This window comes from Streptomyces gelaticus (genome assembly GCF_014649535.1).
GTDB classification, from domain to species: Bacteria; Actinomycetota; Actinomycetes; order Streptomycetales; family Streptomycetaceae; genus Streptomyces; species Streptomyces gelaticus.
The window spans coordinates 95,823-113,045 of record NZ_BMTF01000003.1; the positions used below are offsets into that span (position 1 = coordinate 95,823).

Annotated in this window: 13 protein-coding genes and 2 tRNA genes; 13 read left to right on the forward strand and 2 right to left on the reverse strand. The window is 70.6% G+C overall.

The window, feature by feature from the left end; translation table 11 throughout:
- The first annotated feature begins 6 nt into the window (after positions 1-6).
- The 12 genes from IE107_RS05260 to IE107_RS05315 all read left to right on the forward strand — a co-directional run bounded on the left by IE107_RS05260 (position 7) and on the right by IE107_RS05315 (position 14,706).
- Positions 7-1,749, forward strand: a complete 1,743-nt coding sequence (locus IE107_RS05260) for an LCP family protein (protein WP_189541547.1) — start codon at positions 7-9, stop codon at positions 1,747-1,749.
- A gap of 114 nt (positions 1,750-1,863) precedes the next feature.
- Positions 1,864-2,295, forward strand: a complete 432-nt coding sequence (gene rsfS / locus IE107_RS05265; protein WP_189541549.1) for a ribosome silencing factor — start codon at positions 1,864-1,866, stop codon at positions 2,293-2,295.
- On the forward strand, positions 2,292-2,945 hold the full coding sequence (locus IE107_RS05270) for a histidine phosphatase family protein (RefSeq protein WP_189542096.1): 654 nt from the start codon (positions 2,292-2,294) through the stop codon (positions 2,943-2,945). The genes rsfS and IE107_RS05270 overlap by 4 nt, the downstream gene beginning before the upstream one ends.
- Before the next feature lie 160 nt (positions 2,946-3,105).
- Positions 3,106-3,178 (forward strand) — tRNA-Ala (locus IE107_RS05275).
- 1,021 nt (positions 3,179-4,199) lie between these two features.
- Positions 4,200-4,433 carry a hypothetical protein gene (locus IE107_RS05280; protein ID WP_015608461.1) on the forward strand — a complete coding sequence of 78 codons (234 nt, stop codon included), beginning with the start codon at positions 4,200-4,202 and terminating at the stop codon, positions 4,431-4,433.
- Positions 4,434-4,574: 141 nt separating this feature from the next.
- Positions 4,575-4,647: transfer RNA gene (locus tag IE107_RS05285), tRNA-Ala, on the forward strand.
- 348 nt (positions 4,648-4,995) lie between these two features.
- The gene (gene leuS / locus IE107_RS05290) at positions 4,996-7,863 is read left to right on the forward strand and encodes a leucine--tRNA ligase (RefSeq protein WP_189541551.1); all 2,868 of its coding nucleotides are present in this window, start codon (positions 4,996-4,998) and stop codon (positions 7,861-7,863) included.
- 163 nt (positions 7,864-8,026) lie between these two features.
- Positions 8,027-8,731: a hypothetical protein gene (locus IE107_RS05295; protein ID WP_189541553.1), complete on the forward strand. Its 705-nt coding sequence runs from the start codon at positions 8,027-8,029 to the stop codon at positions 8,729-8,731.
- 108 nt (positions 8,732-8,839) lie between these two features.
- Positions 8,840-9,685: a DegV family protein gene (locus IE107_RS05300; protein WP_189541556.1), complete on the forward strand. Its 846-nt coding sequence runs from the start codon at positions 8,840-8,842 to the stop codon at positions 9,683-9,685.
- An 854-nt stretch (positions 9,686-10,539) separates the two neighbouring features.
- Positions 10,540-10,962, forward strand: coding sequence for a ComEA family DNA-binding protein (locus tag IE107_RS36050; RefSeq protein ID WP_373302395.1), 423 nt, complete (start codon positions 10,540-10,542; stop codon positions 10,960-10,962).
- Positions 10,959-13,634 (forward strand): ComEC/Rec2 family competence protein, encoded by a 2,676-nt coding sequence (locus IE107_RS05310; protein ID WP_189541560.1) that lies wholly within the window; start codon positions 10,959-10,961, stop codon positions 13,632-13,634. Before IE107_RS36050 ends, IE107_RS05310 begins: the two co-directional genes overlap by 4 nt.
- Before the next feature lie 187 nt (positions 13,635-13,821).
- Complete coding sequence (locus IE107_RS05315; RefSeq protein WP_189541561.1) at positions 13,822-14,706, forward strand: YceI family protein; 885 nt, start codon at positions 13,822-13,824, stop codon at positions 14,704-14,706.
- A 49-nt stretch (positions 14,707-14,755) separates the two neighbouring features.
- Here the strand turns inward: IE107_RS05315 and IE107_RS05320 are convergent, their stop codons facing one another.
- Positions 14,756-15,001 (reverse strand): hypothetical protein, encoded by a 246-nt coding sequence (locus tag IE107_RS05320; RefSeq protein WP_189541563.1) that lies wholly within the window; start codon positions 14,999-15,001, stop codon positions 14,756-14,758.
- 479 nt (positions 15,002-15,480) lie between these two features.
- Between IE107_RS05320 and holA the strand changes: the two genes are divergently transcribed.
- Positions 15,481-16,467, forward strand: a complete 987-nt coding sequence (holA, locus tag IE107_RS05330; RefSeq protein WP_189541565.1) for a DNA polymerase III subunit delta — start codon at positions 15,481-15,483, stop codon at positions 16,465-16,467.
- A 415-nt stretch (positions 16,468-16,882) separates the two neighbouring features.
- On the opposite strand, the gene rpsT is transcribed toward holA, so the two are convergent.
- The gene (gene rpsT, locus IE107_RS05335; RefSeq protein ID WP_072483588.1) at positions 16,883-17,149 is read right to left on the reverse strand and encodes a 30S ribosomal protein S20; all 267 of its coding nucleotides are present in this window, start codon (positions 17,147-17,149) and stop codon (positions 16,883-16,885) included.
- Between the last annotated feature and the right edge of the window lie 74 nt (positions 17,150-17,223).

Genomic DNA, 17,223 nt, shown 5'->3' on the forward strand with positions numbered 1-17,223 from the left:
GCACCGGTGAACGACCGACAGAACGCGTACGACCCGTACTACCAGCAGCCGCAGATCATCGGCTACGACGAGTACGGGCAGCCGGTGTACCAGCAGCCGCAGCACGTCCAGCCGCAGGCGTACGACCCGTATGCGTCGCAGCAGCCTCAACAGGCCCAGCAGCCTCAGCAGGCCGATCAGGGGTACGGCTACGACCCGTACGCCCAGCCCCATCCGCAACAGCCGCAGGCGTACGACCCCTATGCGCCCCAGCAGCCCCAACAACCGCAGCAGCCCCAACAACAGGGATACGGCGGTTACGACGGCTACGGCTACGACACCGGGCGGCAGCCCGCCGCGGTCGACACCACCCAGCAGTGGAACATCCCGCAGCAGGCGGCCGCGCAGTCGTCCCCGCCGGCGCCCGCTCCGGCCGAGCCGGAACCCGTGCCCGTGCCGGGCTCCGGGACGGAGCCGGATGCGGCCGTTCCCGGGCAGCGCCGCGCCGACCGCGACTACCGCACCGAGCAGTTCTCCTTCATCGAGGAGCCCGACGAGGACTCCGAAGACGTCATCGACTGGCTGAAGTTCACCGAGAGCCGCAGCGAGCGGCGCGAGGAGGCACGGCGTCGCGGCCGCAACCGCATGGTGGCGCTCATAGTCGTGGTGGCCCTGGTCGTGGTCGGCGGAGTCGGCTACCTCTGGTCCGCCGGAATGCTGCCGGGCCTGTCCGGCTCGGACAAGGACAGCACGGCGTCGACGGGCCCGCAGAAGCGGGACGTCATCGTGGTCCATCTGCACAACACCAAGAAGGGCGGCACCTCCACGGCGCTGCTCGTCGACAATGTGACGACCAAACAGGGCACGACGGTCCTGCTCCCCAACTCGCTCGCGGTGGCCGACGAGGACGGCACCGCGACCACCCTCGGCAAGTCCGTCAAGGACGACGGCACCACCGGCACCCGCGAGTCCATCGGCACCCTGCTCGGCACCGACATCAGCGGCACCTGGCGGCTCGACACTCCGTACCTGGAGACGCTTGTCGACCTGGTCGGCAACATCGAGGTCGACACGGACACCGACGTGCCGGACGAGAAGAAGGGTGCCTCCCCCCTGGTGAAGAAGGGCGAGGCGCAGACCCTGAGCGGCCGGATGGCCGTCGCGTACGCCACCTACCTGGGGCCGGGCGAGGCCGAGACGAAGCAGCTCACGCGGTTCGGGGAGGTCATGCGCGGCGTGCTGCGGAAGATCTCGGACGACCCGAAGGCCGCCACGGTCACCGTGCAGACGCTGGCGCAGATCCTCGACCCGTCGCTCCCCGAGAAGGATCTGGGAGCCTCCCTGGCGAAGCTCGCCCAGCACGCCAAGGTCGGCGACTACAAGACGGCGGTGCTGCCGGTTCAGGCCGACGGATCACTCACCGAAGCGGCCACCGAGAGCGTCGTCAAGGACATCCTGGGCGGTGCGGTCAAGGCTCCGGGCGCGGGTGACGCACCGGTGCGAGTCGGCGTCAAGAACGCCACCGGGGACGAGGGCGGCACGGGGTCCGCGCAGGTCAAGCTGGTCAACGGCGGCTACACCTTCGTCAGCGGCGGAACGGCCGGGACCGCGGCACTGTCCGAGGTCGTTTACAAGGGCGCGGCGGACAAGGAGAAGGCGACGCAGGTCGCCAAGACCCTGGGGCTGCCGACGGACGCGGTGAAACAGGGCAAGCCCGCCGCGAACGTGGATGTGTCCGTGCTGCTCGGACAGGACTACAAGATCAAATGACCCGCTTCCGACCGCACGGATGATGTCGATTCGATCTTCGAACAATCGCTGCGTCGGCTGTCGGCGGTCCGTGAGACCCTAGAGGTCGATCTGACCGCCGACGAAAGCCTGCATGTGACCGCCACGGACCGCTCCATCGAGCTCATCAATGCCGCCGCCCAGGCGGCCGCCGACCGGCTCGCGCACGACATCATCGCGTACGACGTCAGCGACGTGCTGTCGATCACGGACGCCTTCCTGCTGGCCTCGGCCCCCAACGACCGCCAGGTCAAGTCGATCGTCGACGAGATCGAGGAGCGGCTCCAGAAGGAGCTCGGCGCCAAGCCGGTACGCCGTGAGGGCGACCGCGACGCGCGCTGGATCCTCCTCGACTACGTCGACGTCGTCATCCACGTCCAGCACAGTGAGGAGCGGGTCTTCTACGCGCTGGAGCGCCTCTGGAAGGACTGCCCCGAGATCCCGCTTCCCGAGGACGCCGTCAAGACCCGCGGCAAGGCCGAGGAGTACGCCCGGCTCACCGGCAGTACGGAAGGTGAGCAGAGCTGAACGGCAGCGGAAGCGGCAGGGGCCGCAGGATCGTCCTCTGGCGCCACGGCCAGACGGCCTGGAACCTGGAGCGCAGGTTCCAGGGCTCCACGGACATCGCGCTCACCGAGGCCGGGGTCGGCCAGGCCCGGCGGGCCGCCCGGCTGCTGGCCTCGCTGAAGCCGGACGCGATCGTCGCCTCCGATCTGCAGCGGGCGGCGGCCACGGCCGCCGAGCTCGCCGCGATCACCGACCTCGAAGTCGCGCACGACGCGGGACTGCGCGAGACCTACGCGGGCGCCTGGCAGGGTCTCACCCATGAGGAGATCATCGGGCAGTACGGCGAGCAGTACGCCGCGTGGAAGCGCGGCGAGGCCGTGCGCCGCGGCGGTGGTGAGCTGGAGACCGAGGTCGCCGACCGGGCCGCCCCGGTCGTGCTCGGACACGCCGACAAACTGTCCGAGAACGGCACGCTCGTCGTGGTCAGCCACGGCGGCACCATCCGCACCACCATCGGCCGGCTGCTGGGCCTGGAGGCGCACCACTGGGAAGGGCTCGGCGGGCTCTCGAACTGCTGCTGGTCGGTGCTGGGCGAGGGTGCGCGGGGCTGGCGCCTGCTGGAGCACAACGCCGGCACGCTGCCCGAGCCGGTGCTCGGCGACGACACCTAGGGTCTTCCGTCCGGATCGTGCCGGGCTCCCGGGCCTGTCCGGCGGGTCCGGATCGGACGGGCCCCAGGGGTCACCCGGCCGGATTTCACTTTCTGGCAGGTCACAGGCTAAAGTTCTTCTTGTTCGCAGCGCGGAAACGCAGAGAAACACAGTGAACGATGGGGCTATAGCTCAGTTGGTAGAGCGCCTGCATGGCATGCAGGAGGTCAGGAGTTCAATTCTCCTTAGCTCCACAATCAAGATCCCGTCCCCGGCAGGGGGCGGGATCTTTGCGTTGCCCCTCTCGGCGCCGTCGCAACGCGGCAATCCGCTCCCTGCGAACAGGTCGCGACAGGCGGGGTTGGTGGCGAGATGTCGTGTCTCGCGTTGCAGACCACGGCGGGGCGCGGAACGAGCGCGTCGATGATGCCCTGGATCTCCGGCCCCATCTCGAAGGCGTCGGACTGACTGCCGGGTGCGCGGGCCACCTCCGCTCGCGCTCCGAGGCGTCCGGCTGGACCGTGCGCGCCACGGTGTCCAGTACCGGCGCCATGCCCACATCGGCAGGGGTCACCCGTGTCCGCGATTGCGCAGAAAGGTGGCGAGCTCCGGACGCCGCCGGTGCCGGACTGTTCGATCCGCCGTCCGGCTGCCCTGCCGATTCTCCGCCTGAAGTCCCGCCTGATGTGACGTCATCGCAGTCACACGCCCATGGCCGGTGACCTGCAAGGGAGTTGCCGGGTGCTGCCGGTACCAGCATCAGCGGGCTCTCGTCACCCGCATGAGGCCGGGGCCGGGCTCGATGTCATGACAACGGCCTCCGAGGCGATGGGTGTCGGACTGGCGCTGGGCTTCGGTCCCACCCCCGGCGGGGCGTTGGCGGACGTACGTCCCAACGGCGCGGCCGACGTGAGCGGCGCATTGGTGACGGTCACCCAGCCGGGTCAGCTGGCCGGGCGCGCGGCGTTCGGCACGCTCTGCTTCAACCGCCTTGATACACAAGGGCGCAGGGGTCGGGCAGGCGTTGTGGGTGTGCGCCCTCGCGCTCTTCATGACCGTGGCGGCGGGGGCGGCGGCGGGTTTCGTACGCCGTCGGTGAGCGGCCGGAACTCCGGCGGGCTTCCCCCCTTGCGGGGTCATGGCAGAATCGGAGCGCCGGAGGGGGCGACGGACCGAACGGGAGGGAGCGCGATGCCTGCGAGCCGCCACGAGGTCCCGGACCTGCCCCTTGTTCCCGGATTTCCTGCGACTCACGGCCAAAGCCGGAGCTGACCCATGGGTGCACACAGGCGGAAGTGCGACTGGTGCGGCAGCGGTACGCCCATCGTCAGGGACATGGATCCGATCAATCCGGAGTACCAGTACTGGTGCGAGGAGTGCGCCCGGGCGCTGATCATAAAGGGCGACCCGATCGAGACCTATCGGGAGCTGGAGGGGGAGCCGATCTACGGTCGGCTGCTGGAGGAGCACTGCACGCTCAAGCGCTTCTACTCCTTCGCCACGGCTTGACCCCCTTCGGCGTCCTCGGCGGCCGTCCGTACGATGTCGCAAATCAGTCAAATCGATACGGCGAGGAATCGATTTGGTGGACCGGCGGGGTCACCGGTAATGTTCTCGATGTCGCCAGGGAGACCGGGCGGAAAACAGCACGGGGCTATAGCTCAGTTGGTAGAGCGCCTGCATGGCATGCAGGAGGTCAGGAGTTCAATTCTCCTTAGCTCCACAGTGAAGACGAGAAGCGGGTCATCCACAGGGTGATCCGCTTCTCGCTTGCGTGGGTACGCCGGTTTCGGCCGTCGCCACGGGCCGGTACTTGGTGCCCGTCGCTTCCACAGCCCTGCCCAGGGTTCGGTCGCGCCCGGCCCGGTTCCGGGCCCGTGCGGTACCCTGACGCCATGCGTGCCGTACGCCTTCTGCTTAGCGAGCCGCGCTGATCAGTCCCGACCGGTGAGAATGCCTGGCCGGAATCAGCGCGGCGTCCCCTCCTGTGCGAGGGGATTTTTCGTTTCCGTAGACGCGTGTCCGTAGACATGGGCGCCGGCAGATGACGATCGATGGAGCTTTGAGGATCATGAGCGAGACGACTTCCGCAGCCGAGACGGCTGCGCCGCACCGCTACACGGCGGCGATGGCCGCCGACATCGAGGCACGCTGGCAGGACTTCTGGGACGCCGAGGGCACGTACGAGGCGCCGAACCCGAGCGGTGACCTCGCGGGCGATGCGGAGCTGGCCGCCAGGCCGAAGAAGTTCATCATGGACATGTTCCCGTACCCCTCGGGTGCGGGCCTGCACGTCGGCCACCCGCTGGGCTACATCGCCACCGATGTCTTCGCCCGCCACCAGCGGATGACCGGGCACAACGTGCTGCACACCCTGGGCTTCGACGCCTTCGGCCTGCCCGCGGAGCAGTACGCGGTGCAGACCGGCACACACCCGCGGGTCTCCACCGAGGCCAACATCGAGAACATGACCGCCCAGCTGCGCCGACTGGGCCTGGGCCACGACAAGCGCCGCTCGTTCGCCACGATCGAGTCGGAGTACTACAAGTGGACGCAGTGGATCTTCCTGCAGATCTTCAACTCCTGGTACGACACCGAGGCCGACCGGGCGCGCCCGATCGACGAGCTGGTCGCCCAGTTCGAGAGCGGCGCTCGCCCCACCCCGGACGGCCGTGACTGGAGCGCGCTGAGCGCCGCCGAGCGCGCCGACGTCCTGGGCGAGTACCGTCTGGCGTACGCCTCCGACGCGCCCGTCAACTGGTCGCCCGGCCTGGGCACCGTGCTGGCCAACGAAGAGGTGACGGCCGACGGCCGCTCCGAGCGCGGCAACTTCCCCGTCTTCAAGGCCAAGCTGCGCCAGTGGAACATGCGCATCACTGCCTACGCAGACCGGCTGCTGAACGACCTGGACGGGCTGGACTGGCCCGAGGCCATCAAGCTGCAGCAGCGCAACTGGATCGGGCGCTCCGAAGGCGCCCGCGTCGACTTCCCGGTCGACGGCGCCGGCAGCATCACCGTCTTCACCACCCGCCAGGACACCCTGTTCGGCGCCACCTACATGGTGCTGGCACCCGAGCACGAGCTGGTCGAGCAGATCATTCCGGCAGCCTGGCCCGAGGGCACCCACCCGGTGTGGACCGGCGGATACGCCTCCCCGGCCGAGGCCGTCGCCGCCTACCGCAAGCTGGCCGCCACCAAGTCCGACGTGGAGCGGCAGACCGAGGCCAAGGACAAGACCGGTGTCTTCACCGGTGCGTACGCGACCAACCCGGTCAGCGGCGAGAAGGTTCCCGTCTTCATCGCCGACTACGTCCTGATGGGTTACGGCACCGGCGCGATCATGGCCGTACCGGCGCACGACGCGCGCGACTTCGCCTTCGCACGCGCCTTCGAGCTGCCGATGCGCTGTGTCGTCGAGCCCTCGGACGACCGTGGCACGGACCCCTCGACGTGGGACGACGCCTTCGACTCGTACGAAGCGAAGCTGGTCAACTCCGCCAATGACGAGATCTCGCTGGACGGTCTGGGCGTCGTCGCCGCCAAGGCGAAGATCACCGAGTGGCTGACGGCACACGGCGTCGGCGAGGGCACCGTCAACTTCCGGCTGCGTGACTGGCTGTTCAGCCGCCAGCGCTACTGGGGCGAGCCCTTCCCGATCGTCTACGACGAGGACGGCGTAGCCCACCCGCTGCCCGAGTCGATGCTGCCCCTGGAGCTGCCGGAGGTCGACGACTACTCTCCGCGCACCTTCGACCCCGACGACGCCGACACCCAGCCCGAGACCCCGCTGTCCCGGAACGCCGAATGGGTCAACGTCACCCTGGACCTGGGCGACGGCCCCAAGAAGTACCGCCGCGAGACCAACACCATGCCCAACTGGGCGGGCTCCTGCTGGTACGAGCTGCGCTACCTGGACCCGAACAACGACCGGAAGCTGGTCGACCCGGCGATCGAGCAGTACTGGATGGGCCCGCGCGAGGGCCGGCCGACGGGCGGTGTCGACCTGTACGTCGGTGGCGCCGAGCATGCCGTCCTGCACCTGCTGTACGCCCGTTTCTGGTCCAAGGTGCTGCACGACCTGGGACACATCTCGTCCGCCGAGCCGTTCCACAAGCTGTACAACCAGGGCATGATCCAGGCGTTCGTCTACCGGGACAGCCGCGGCATCGCGGTCCCGGCGGCCGAGGTCGAGGAGCGCGACGGAAAGTTCTACTACCAGGGCGAGAAGGTCAGCCGCGTCCTGGGCAAGATGGGCAAGTCCCTGAAGAACGCCGTCACGCCGGACGAGATCTGCGCCGAGTACGGGGCGGACACGCTGCGCCTGTACGAGATGGCGATGGGCCCGCTGGACGTGTCGCGGCCGTGGGACACGCGCGCCGTCGTCGGCCAGTACCGGCTGCTGCAGCGGCTGTGGCGCAACGTCGTCGACGAGGAGACCGGTGCGGTCACGGTCGTCGACACGGAGCCGGGCGAGGAGACGCTGCGTGCGCTGCACAAGGCGATCGACGGGGTCGGCCAGGACATGGCCGGGATGCGCTTCAACACGGCGATCGCCAAGGTCACCGAGCTGAACAACCACCTGACCAAGGCCGGCGGCCCGCTGTCCCGGTCCGTCGCCGAGTCGCTGGTGCTGCTGGTGGCGCCGCTGGCACCGCACATCGCCGAGGAGCTGTGGCGCCGGCTGGGCCACACCGAGTCGGTTGTGCACCAGGACTTCCCGGTCGCCGACCCGGCGTACGTCGTGGACGAGACCGTGACCTGCGTCGTGCAGGTCAAGGGCAAGGTCAAGGCGCGCCTGGAGATCTCCCCGTCGATCACGGACGAGGAGCTGGAGGCGCTGGCCCTGGCCGATCCGGCCGTGGTGGCGGCGCTGGACGGCGCCGGCATCCGCAAGGTGATCGTCCGGGCACCGAAGCTGGTCAACATCGTCCCGGCGTGATGACGCGGCGTCCCGCCTGAGGCGCTGACCGCGCCACGCGCGATCGTGTGGGGGCATTCCCCTACGGGCAGGTTGGGGGTTTCGAAGGAACCCTCGGCCTGCCCTTTCCGTTTACGGTGGAGGGGCCGGCACCGGCAGCCGAAACGACATCCGAGGGGCACTCATGGAAGCCGTGATCCTGATCCTGGGGTTGCTCTTTTTCGCCTTCGTGGCCCTGGGCGTGTACGTGAGCGTCAAGGCCATCGGCGCGGCGAAGCGCGGTGTGGACCGTACGATCACGCAGGCTCGCCGCACCGTCGAGGAAACCGCGCTGCGGGCGAAGAGCTATGGTCAGGCGGGCGTGGGCGGAGAGCTGGCGCAGCTGCGGCTGGCGCTGCGCACATCCATGCGGGCCACGCAGGACGCGTTGCAGGCGGGAGTCGTCGAGGACGCCTCGCTCTCGGAGTCGCTGGGCCTCTTCCAGCGGCTGAGCGTTCACGGGCGGGAGCTGGACGAAGAGCTGAAGAAACTGGAGCACGAGCCCGACCGGGCGACCGTGGCCTCGCTGCTGCCGAGCCTGAAGCAGCGTACGGAGCGGATCACGCACTCCGCTGATTCGCTGCGGTGGGCCGCGCGGGACAGGGCGCGGCGGTTCACGGACGACGAACTGGACGCGCTGAACGCGCAGATCGATGTGGAGGCGGGAGCGCTTCGGCATTGGACGGCGGAGACGGACGAGCCGCAGGGACAAGGGCAGGCGCCGGAGCAGGGGCGGAGGCAGGGGAGCGGGCCGGACGACGGGGCGGCCCAGGCGATCACGGCCCCGGATCCGCGGCTGCAGACCGGATACCCGTGGCAGAAGGCGCCCCGGCCCGAAGCGACGAACTGAGACGGTCGGCGACCGACGGCGACAGGATGCGGTCCGAAGAGGTCAGGAGAGATCATTCGGCCGGGGTCGGACTGCCGGGACACGGACTTGCCAGGTAACCTCCCGCTCATGTCCCGCCATGTCGCGATCGTCACCGATTCCACGGCCTACCTGCCGCCCGAGACGATGGAGCGGCACGGCATCAGCGCGGTGCCGCTGACCGTCGTCCTCGGCGATCAGGCTCTGGAGGACGGCACCGAGATCTCGGCCCGCTCCCTCGCGGTGGCGCTCCAGAAGCGCCGTCCCGTGACCACCTCCCGGCCGAGCCCGGAGGTGTTCGCCGCCGCGTACCGTGCGGCGGCCGAAGCCGGAGCCGCCGGCATCGTCTCGCTGCACATCTCGGCCGAGATGTCGGGTACGTATGACGCTGCCCTGCTCGCGGCGAAGGAGGCACCGGTTCCGGTCCGGGTGGTGGACACCGGGATGGTCGCCATGGCCCTCGGCTTCTGCGCCCTGGCATCGGCGGAGACGGTGGAGGCGGGCGGAAACCTGGACGAGGCGGTCGCCGCCGCGGAGAAGCGGGCCGCGGGAACCTCCGCGTACTTCTACGTCGACACGCTGGACTATCTGCGCCGGGGCGGCCGTATCGGTGCCGCGCAGGCGCTGCTGGGGTCGGCACTCGCCGTGAAGCCGCTTCTTCAGCTCGACGGCGGCCGTATCGAACTGCTGGAGAAGGTACGGACGGCCTCGAAGGCGATCGCACGCCTGGAGGAGATCGTCGTGGAACGGGCGGGCAGCGGCCGCGTGGACATCGCCGTGCATCACCTGGCGGCGCCCGAGCGGGCGGAGCGGCTCGCGGAGCGGCTGTGTGAACGGGTGCCTGGCCTGGTCGATCTGCATGTGAGCGAGGTGGGCGCGGTGATCGGTGCACATACCGGGCCGGGTCTGCTCGGGGCAGTGGTCTCGCCGCGCTGATCCGGGCCGGGCGGCCCTGCCGGTTTTTTGTGCGTCACTCGTAGGGGTGCCCGAGATATCCACAACTGGTTGGTTGTCCACCGGAATTGAGGCTGCTCGGCGGGTTCGGGCCGATGTGTCTAACGTCGTGAGACATGACTCCCCGATCACATCGTGCAACCAGCGCAAGCGGCAGCGGCCCCGGCCGCGTCCCGGCCTCGGACGTCCGTGTCCGCAGCGGTCCCGGCCCCGGAAGCGGACCAGGCCGCGGCGGCGGTGGGCCGGGCCTGGGGCCGGGCCTCGGGCCCGGTCGGCGGCGGTCGTCGCGCGGGCGGGCGAACGCCGTGGCCGCGGCTTCGCGCCGACGGGCGGACGCCCTCATGACGGGCGCGTACGGTGGACGGGTCGCGCGGCCCGTGCTGGGGGTGGCCCCGGCTCCGGCTTCCGCCCGGTCTCCGGGCTCGGCATTGCCCCCGACGCCGACGCCGACGCCGGCCTCGGCCTCGGCTTCAGTCCCGAGTCCGAGCCTGACCTCGGCTTCAGTCCCGAGTCCGAGTACGACTGCCGGTGCGGTGGGGCGGCGGTGGGAGCGGCTGGTTCCCGCGCTGCGGGAACGGATTCCGGTCTGGCTTCAGCTCAGATGCGGTCTGGAGCCAAAGTCCCTTGCCGCACTGGCAGTTGTCCTGGTCGCGGCCGGAGTCTTTGCCGCGATGCACTTCTGGTCCGCGCGCCCGCACTCCGTGCGCGCGCCCGATCCGGTCGACGAAGCCGCGCATGCCCGGACACCGCACCCCGTGCCGGGCGCCGCCGAAGCGCCGGAACCGTCACCGGGACCACCACCCGTGACAGGGCCGGGCGGACACATCGTCGTCGACGTGAGCGGAAAGGTACGACGGCCCGGCATCCGGCAACTACCGTCCGGAGCAAGGGTCGCCGATGCGTTACGCGCGGCGGGCGGAGTCCGGAACGGAGCCGACCTCACCGGACTCAACCGGGCGCGGGTGCTCACGGACGGAGAGCAGATCGTGGTGGGCGCCCCATCCGGCCCCTCAGCCGCCGGCGGGCCGCTCGGAGCCGTGGCGGGCGGTGGCACGGGCTCTCCGGCAGGCCCGGTCAGCCTCAACACCGCGACCGCCGAGCAACTGGACACGCTGCCTGGGGTCGGCCCGGTCCTCGCCCAGCACATCGTCGACTACCGCACCCAGCACGGCGGCTTCCGGTCCGTCGACGAACTGCGTGAGGTCAACGGGATCGGCGACCGCCGGTTCGCCGACCTCCAGCCACTGGTGGGGCCATGAGCGGCCTGGACGTCCACGCGGCGTCGGGCTGTCGGCTCGGCGCCGCCGATCCGCGGCAGGAGGGCCCGCTCGATCTGCGCCTGGTCCCGCCGGCCATGGCGGCCTGGGCCGGAGCGGCACTGGCGCTGAGCGCCCCCGGGCGGTGGACCACCACGGGCGTGATGCTCTGCGTGGGTGCGGCGATGGTGCTGCTGGCGATGTCGGGAGCCTCGGCCACCCGTGCACTGCGCGGGGTGTCAGCCGGCACCGGGGGAGGGGCGGCTGAGGGCGAAGGAGAAGGCGAGGACGAGGAAAGGGAAAGGAGCGAGGAAAGGGAGAGGGGCGAGGAAAGGGAAAGGGGCGAGGACAGGGAAAGGGGCGAGGGCGCGGTACGTGGTAGAGGATGGCCGCGGGCCACGGCGACCGCCACCGCCGCAGCCTTGCTCTGCGCGGCGGCCGGAGCCGCATCGGCCGGGCTGCACGGCGCGGACGTACGGCAGGGGCCGGTTCACGGGCTGGCCCAGCGGTTCGCGAGGGTCGAGGCAGAGGTGACGGTGACGTCGGACGCCCGGCAGACCCGGCCCCGGGTACGCGGCGACCGCAGCACGCCCGCATCCCTCCTCGTGGACGCCGAGATCACACGGCTGACCGGCCCCGACGGCGCGGTCACCAGGCTGAGTACGCCCGTGCTGCTGATCGTCTCGCCCGGCGGATCGGCGGGGCAGTGGCGGCAGTTGCTTCCTTCCACACAACTGCGCGTCGGCGGCCGACTGGCGCCACCGCTGCACGGCGGGGAGCGCAGCGCCGCCGTACTGCGCCCCGAGGGCAAGGGGCCGCCTCGCATCATCGGTCCCCCCTCCTTCCTCCAGCGCACGGCGGGCGCGCTGCGCGGCGGTCTGCGGCAGGCGACCGAGCGACTCGAACCCGATGCACGGGCCCTTCTGCCGGGCCTGGTGGTCGGCGACACCTCGCGGGTCACCCCCGAACTGCACGAGGCGTTCAAGGCTGCCGATCTCACCCACCTGATGGCGGTCTCCGGTGCCAACCTGGCGATCCTGCTCGTCCTCCTCATCGGACCACCGGGCACGGCGCTGCGCGTCGAACGCCGCGGAGTGGCACCCCGGTTGGGGATTCCGCTGCGGCTGACGGCGCTGCTCGGCGGCGGACTCACCCTTGCCTTCGTCATCGTCTGCCGGCCCGAGCCGAGCGTTCTGCGGGCAGCCGTCTGCGGGCTGATCACCCTGCTGGCCATCGGCACGGGGCGGCGCAGATCGCTGATTCCCGCGCTGGCAGCCGCCGTTCTGCTGCTGGTCCTCCACGACCCGTGGATGGCGCGCAGTTACGGTTTCGTCCTCTCCGTGCTGGCCACCGGTGCCCTGCTGACCATCGCCCCGAAGTGGAGCGAGGCGTTGCGGCGGCGCGGAGTTCCGCCCCGGCTCGCCGAGGCGCTGGCCGCTGCGGCTGCCGCGCAGGCAGTATGCGCGCCGGTCGTCGTGCTGCTCGCCTCCCGGGTCAGTCTGGTGGCGGTCCCGTGCAACCTGCTGGCCGAGTTCGCGGTGGCACCGGCCACGGTCCTCGGGTTCGCCGCGCTCGCCCTGGCACCGGTGGCCATGCCGGTGGCGGAGCTGCTCGCCCGGATCGCGGGATGGCCGACCGGGTGGATCGCCACGGTGGCCCGTACCGGGGCGGCCCTGCCCGGAGCGGAGATCGACTGGCCCGACGGTGGGAGGGGGGCGGTGCTGCTCGCCGCGCTGACCGCTCTGGTGGTGCTCTTCGCCCGTCGGATCGTGCGCCACCCCTGGATCTGCTCCGCCGCCGCGCTGCTGTTGGTCCTCGCGGTGCTGCGCCCGGTGCCGCTCACCCGGGTCCTGACCGGATGGCCGCCGCAGGGCTGGGCGTTCGCGATGTGCGACGTGGGTCAGGGAGATGCCCTGGTGCTGGCCGCGGGGGAGGGAGCCGGGGTGGTCGTCGACGCCGGGCCCGACCCGTCTCTCGTAGACCGGTGCCTTCATGAGCTCGGTATCACGGAGGTTCCGTTTCTGGTCCTCACACACTTCCACGCCGACCATGTGCGGGGCCTGCCCGGTGTGTTGCGGGGCAGGGCCGTGGGTGCGATCGAGACGACGAGCCTGGACGAACCTCCGGATCAGGTCGCGTTCGTACGGCGGACGGCGGCCGGCGCGCATGTGCCCCTGGTGCGGGCCGCCCCGGGGGAACGCCGCCGGATCGGGGCGCTCGACTGGCGGGTTCTCTGGCCGGCGAATGCCATGGGGGCCGACGGCAGAGCGGCGGACCCGGGCGCCGGGCCCGTACCGCTGGAGCCGAACGATGCCAGCGTCACCCTGTACGTCCGGGCCGGCGGGCTGACCCTGCTGCTTCTGGGAGACCTCGAACCAACGGCTCAGCAGGGGCTGTTACGCAGATATCCCGCGCTGCCGCGGGTGGACGTGCTGAAGGTCGCCCACCACGGCTCCGCCCACCAGGACCCCGCCCTGCTGCGCAGCGCGCACCCTCGGTTCGCCCTGGTGAGCGTGGGCAGGGACAACCCGTACGGTCACCCGGCCTCACGTACTGTCGATGCGCTCGAAGCGGGCGGCGCGGTGGTGCTGCGTACGGACACCGACGGCGCGATCGCCGTGACGAGTGGCGAGGCGGGTGCCGGGCCGAGGCTGCGGGCGGTGGGCCGGTCGTGATCGCACTGCCCGAGAAAGATCAATTCGGACCTTCGGTAACACCTCCGCCCAAGCCCCTGCGAGTTGCTCTGTTTGCCTCGAACGCCACAATGGTGATCGAATGCATGCTCGTCGGTGGGCCGCTGCTCCGACAGAGACGTCCAGCCGCCGGGCCCCAAGGTGAATCGTCCCGGGGGGAAGGTGGAAGATGTTCGGTCGTTGGCTGAACGGCAGGCGAGCGGCGGGGGTCACGCAAGGCAATGCCCTTGCCGGGCTCGAAATGCCGCGCACTGCTGGATTGCTCAGTTGCCGGGTGCTCGACCCCGTCGACGAGGTCGTGCCGTTGGCCGAGTTCGCGGTCATGGACGGGGCGGGGCGCAAGGTGTTCGGCGGGGAGACGGATCCGTTCGGCAATGTGCTCGCCACCGTCCCGGCCGGTGAGTACCGGCTGGCCGTCACGGCCGAGGGCTTCACCCCGTTCCACGGCTCGGCCACGGTGGTCGAGGGCGGTCATGCGAGCCTCGGCGATGTGACCCTTCAGCTGTCCGCGCCCCCGCAGCTGCCCGCTCCGGGTGAGTGGGAGGTCGAGCCGATGCACTCCCAGATCGGCTTCACGGCCCGGCACATCGGACTCGCGCGCATTCACGGCCGGTTCAACACCTTCGCGGGTGCGGTGCGGATCGCCGACCGCATGGAGGACTCGGCCATGCACGTGATCATCGACGCCGCGTCCATCGACACCAACGTCCAGATGCGGGACGACCACCTGCGCTCCAGTGACTTCCTCGACGTCGGGGCCTATCCGACGATGGAGTTCTACAGCGACCGCTTCGTCCACCGGGGCGGCACCCGCTGGGGCGTCACCGGTGCGCTCACCCTGCACGGTGTCAGCCGCACGGTCACGCTGGACACCCAGTACCTCGGCCTCGGCAACGGCCTGGAGGGCGAGACCCGGGCCGCCTGCCGGGCCACCACCGAACTGCACCGCGAGGACTTCACCCTGACCTGGCAGACCATGCTGGCCCGCGGCATCGCGGCCGTCGGCTCCAGCATCTCCATCGACATGGACATCCAGATCGTCCCCAAGAGCTGAACCCGCCCTCCGTACCACGGGGCAGGCGGCGCCCCTTGCCGGACGCGCCCTACGGCGTTTCGAGCCACCCCTCGTATTCCGCTGCGAAGGCGTCGAGCGCCGAGGAGTCCAGCCGTCCCGACGGGTCCTCCACGACCACCAGCCACTGGGCGTCCTCGGCGTCGTCCTCACCGGCCAGCGCATCGCGTACGAGCTGGGGTTCCTCGGACACCCCGAAGCGGTCGCCGAGCTCTTCGGCCACTTCCTCCGCGGCATCGCGGTCGGGCAGCACCAGCACATGTCTCACATCGCTCACCTGCCCATTCTCCCGTACCGGGTACGCCGTACGGGCCGGGGAGCGGCGTCTAACGGCCGTTCATGTGCATGACGCTCTCGGGGTACCGGCTGCCGACGACCACCGACGGCGGCAGCGCCGCGTCCAGGCGCCGCAGTTCGTCCGGGCCGGGCGTGAGTTCCGTCGTCGCGAGGTTCTCCTCCAGCGTCGGCCTGCGCTTCGTACCGGGGGCCGACCGCTCCGGCCACGTCCTCGATCGGCACCTCCAGGTCCACCCGGTGCTGATACAACAGGTCGATCCGGTCCGTACCCAGTCGGTCAAGGCTCCCGTCGACCGCCTCGGTTCTCCTCAGGAATTCACTGGATCCGCTGCTGCGGCAGGAATCCTGGCAGCGGGAAGAATTCTTCTGGCAGGGGAAAGAGCGGTGAGCGGCGGAGAGCCGGCCCGGCGGGGGAGGGAGACCCGGGGCTGTCGGTGGTGCATGGGATGCTGGACTGCGATGGCCACCAGAAGGAATTCCACCGACGACCCGCTCGCCCCCCTCACGCTCGCCGTGGGGCAGGAGGACCTGCTCCTCGACCGCGCCGTGCAACAGGTGGTGGCGGCGGCTCGTGCCGCCGACCCCGACACGGATGTCCGCGACCTCACCTCCGACCAGCTCCAGCCCGGCACCCTCGCCGAGCTGACGAGTCCCTCGCTCTTCGCCGAGCGCAAGGTGGTGATCGTGCGCGGTGCGCAGGACCTCTCCGCCGACACGGTCAAGGACGTCAAGGCGTATCTCGGCGATCCGGTCGAGGAGATCACCCTCGTGCTGCTGCACGCGGGCGGCGCCAAGGGCAAGGGGCTGCTGGACGCGGCGCGCAAGGCGGGGGCGCGGGAGGTCGCGTGCCCGAAGACGACCAAGCCGGCCGAGCGGCTGTCGTTCGTACGGTCGGAGTTCCGGGCGCTGGGGCGTTCGGCGACGCCCGAGGCGTGCCAGGCGCTGGTCGACTCCATCGGCAGCGATCTGCGGGAGCTGGCGAGCGCGGTCTCGCAGCTCGTCGCGGATGTCGAGGGCACCATCGACGAGGCGGTCGTCGCCCGTTACTACACGGGCCGCGCCGAGGCATCGAGCTTCACGGTCGCCGACCGAGCGGTGGAGGGGCGGGCGGCGGAGGCGCTGGAGGCGCTGCGCTGGTCGCTGTCGACGGGAGTGGCGCCGGTGCTGATCACCAGTGCGCTGGCGCAGGGCGTACGGGCGATCGGGAAGCTGTCCTCGGCCCGCGGCGGGCGGCCCGCCGACCTCGCCCGTGAGCTGGGCATGCCGCCGTGGAAGATCGACCGGGTGCGGCAGCAGATGCGCGGCTGGACGCCGGACGGGGTGTCCCTGGCACTGCGGGCGGTCGCGGACGCCGACGCGGGGGTGAAGGGCGGTGGCGACGACCCGGAGTACGCCCTGGAGAAGGCCGTGGTCGCAGTGGCGCGAGCCGCACGGTCGGGGCGGTAGCCCCGCCCCGGACGGGGTCGTCCGCAGGCGCGTACGCACAGGCGGCCCCGGTGTATGCGCGGGCCGCCGCAGGCCCGCCAGGAGCACGCACAGAAGCCCTGGCAGAAGCACACGCGGCACCGAAGCCCCGGCAGGAGCACCTGATCAGCGACGCTGGCGCGAGCAGCGCACCGAAGCCCCTGCCAGGCGCGCGTCCACCGAAGTCTTGCCAGACGCGCGTCCACCGGAGCCCTGTCGGGAGCGCGTACGCCGAAGACCCCGGTCCCGCTCCGGGGAGAGCGTGGCCGGGGCCTCGGTTCGTGCTTGGTGCGCCGCACCCGCGTGGCGAACGCAGGTTCGGTGTGCGGCGCGGGGTGCCGGTCAGGAGTGGGAGAGAGGGCCCGCTGGGTCCGTCCCGGCGATCACATCAGAATGCTCAGCCCTGGAGGGAGGCAACCTTGGAGGCCAGCGCCGACTTCTTGTTGGCGGCGGCGTTCTTGTGGATGACACCCTTCGAGACGGCCTTGTCGAGCGCGCGGGAGGCGTCGCGAGCGGCCGAGGTGGCCTTCTCGACGTCACCGGCGGCGGCAGCCTCACGGGCCTTGCGGATAGCGGTCTTGAGCGAGGACTTGACGGCCTTGTTGCGCAGGCGCGCCTTCTCGTTCGTCTTGTTCCGCTTGATCTGGGACTTGATGTTCGCCACGAAAAGAGCCTTTTCAGGTTCGTTGGATCTTCGATGTGCGCCCCACGGCCCAAGAGGGTCGCGAGGCACAGCTG

Bases quoted from the DNA above. Each gene is read 5' to 3' on its own strand.
- IE107_RS05280 (WP_015608461.1), top strand. From the start codon at position 4,200: ATGGGTGCACACAGGCGGAAGTGCGACTGGTGCGGCAGCGGTACGCCC.
- leuS (WP_189541551.1), top strand. From the start codon at position 4,996: ATGAGCGAGACGACTTCCGCAGCCGAGACGGCTGCGCCGCACCGCTAC.
- IE107_RS05295 (WP_189541553.1), top strand. From the start codon at position 8,027: ATGGAAGCCGTGATCCTGATCCTGGGGTTGCTCTTTTTCGCCTTCGTG.
- IE107_RS05300 (WP_189541556.1), top strand. From the start codon at position 8,840: ATGTCCCGCCATGTCGCGATCGTCACCGATTCCACGGCCTACCTGCCG.
- IE107_RS05310 (WP_189541560.1), top strand. From the start codon at position 10,959: ATGAGCGGCCTGGACGTCCACGCGGCGTCGGGCTGTCGGCTCGGCGCC.
- IE107_RS05315 (WP_189541561.1), top strand. From the start codon at position 13,822: ATGTTCGGTCGTTGGCTGAACGGCAGGCGAGCGGCGGGGGTCACGCAA.
- holA (WP_189541565.1), top strand. From the start codon at position 15,481: ATGGCCACCAGAAGGAATTCCACCGACGACCCGCTCGCCCCCCTCACG.